Origin of the sequence: Salinispora pacifica DSM 45544 (genome assembly GCF_000378845.1) — a bacterium.
Taxonomy (GTDB): Bacteria; Actinomycetota; Actinomycetes; order Mycobacteriales; family Micromonosporaceae; genus Micromonospora; species Micromonospora pacifica.
Genome location: NZ_KB905359.1, coordinates 5,341,600 through 5,342,755 on the forward strand (window position 1 = coordinate 5,341,600; position 1,156 = coordinate 5,342,755).

Sequence of the window (1,156 nt, forward strand, 5' to 3'; positions counted from 1 at the left end):
GGGCGGCGGGTGGATTTGCCGACGTATGCCTTCCAACACCAGCACTACTGGATCGAGCCCGACCGCACCGTCGGCGCCGCCACCAACGGCACCGACGGCGGGTTCTGGGACGCCGTCGGCCGGGGCGACACCAGCCGGCTCGCCGACGGTCTCGGCGTCGCCCCCGACATCGTCAACGAGGTCCTGCCCGGCCTCACCGCCTGGCACTCGCGGCACCGGGACGCGTCCACCCTCGATGGCTGGCGCTACCGAGTGGTGTGGCGCTCCACCGACGTGCCCACCGGCGGGGAGCTGACCGGTGCCTGGTGGCTCGTCGTGCCGGCGACGTTGACCGACGACGCGCGGGTTGGGGCCGTCGCCGGCGGGCTGGCTGCCCGGGGCGCTGACGTCGTCACCGTTGCCGGCACCGACCTGCCCGCCGGGGACAGCCCGGCCGGGGTGGTGTCCCTGCTCGCCCTCGATGACACCGCCGACGACACCGACGCCGGTCTCTCCGTCGGGGTCACCGACACCGTGACGCTGCTGCAAGCGCTCACCACCACCGGCTTCGCGGGGCGGATCTGGTGCCTCACCTCTGGTGGCGCCGCCATCGATCGGTTCGAGGACCTGCCGCACCCCGCGCAGGGCGCCCTCTGGGGCCTCGGCACCGTCCTGTCCCTGGAGAGCCCGCACTCCTGGGGCGGCCTGGTCGACCTGCCCACCGACTGGACCGACGACCAGGTCGAGCGGCTCGTGGACGTGCTCGCCGACGGCCGCGAGGATCAGGTCGCCATCCGTACTGCCGGAGTGCTGGCCCGGCGGATGGTCCGCTGGCCCGCCGTCGGTATCCCCGAACGCCGTTGGCGGCCTACCGGCACGGTCCTGGTGACCGGTGGTACCGGTGGTATTGGCGGGCATGTCGCGGAGTGGTTGCTCGCCGATGGCGCGGATCGGGTGGTGCTGGCCAGCCGGCGGGGGATGGACGCTCCGGGCGCGGCCGACCTGGTGGCTCGGCACCGCGGCGTCGATGTCGTCGTCTGTGATGTGGCTGATCGCGAGGCGGTTGCTGGGTTGTTGGCCGATCTGGGTGAGGACCTGACCGCGGTCTTCCACGCTGCCGGCGTGTTGCGTCCGGAGGTGCCGTTGGGTGAGACCGGTCTCGATGAGTTTGTTGATG

The 1,156-nt window shown here is 72.6% G+C and carries 1 protein-coding gene; it reads left to right on the plus strand.

What is annotated here, in order from left to right; all coding sequences use genetic code 11:
- Positions 1-9: 9 nt before the first annotated feature.
- Positions 10-1,156 (plus strand): SDR family NAD(P)-dependent oxidoreductase (locus SALPAC3_RS26300; RefSeq protein ID WP_033774911.1); only part of this gene is annotated, 1,147 nt, incomplete at its 3' end.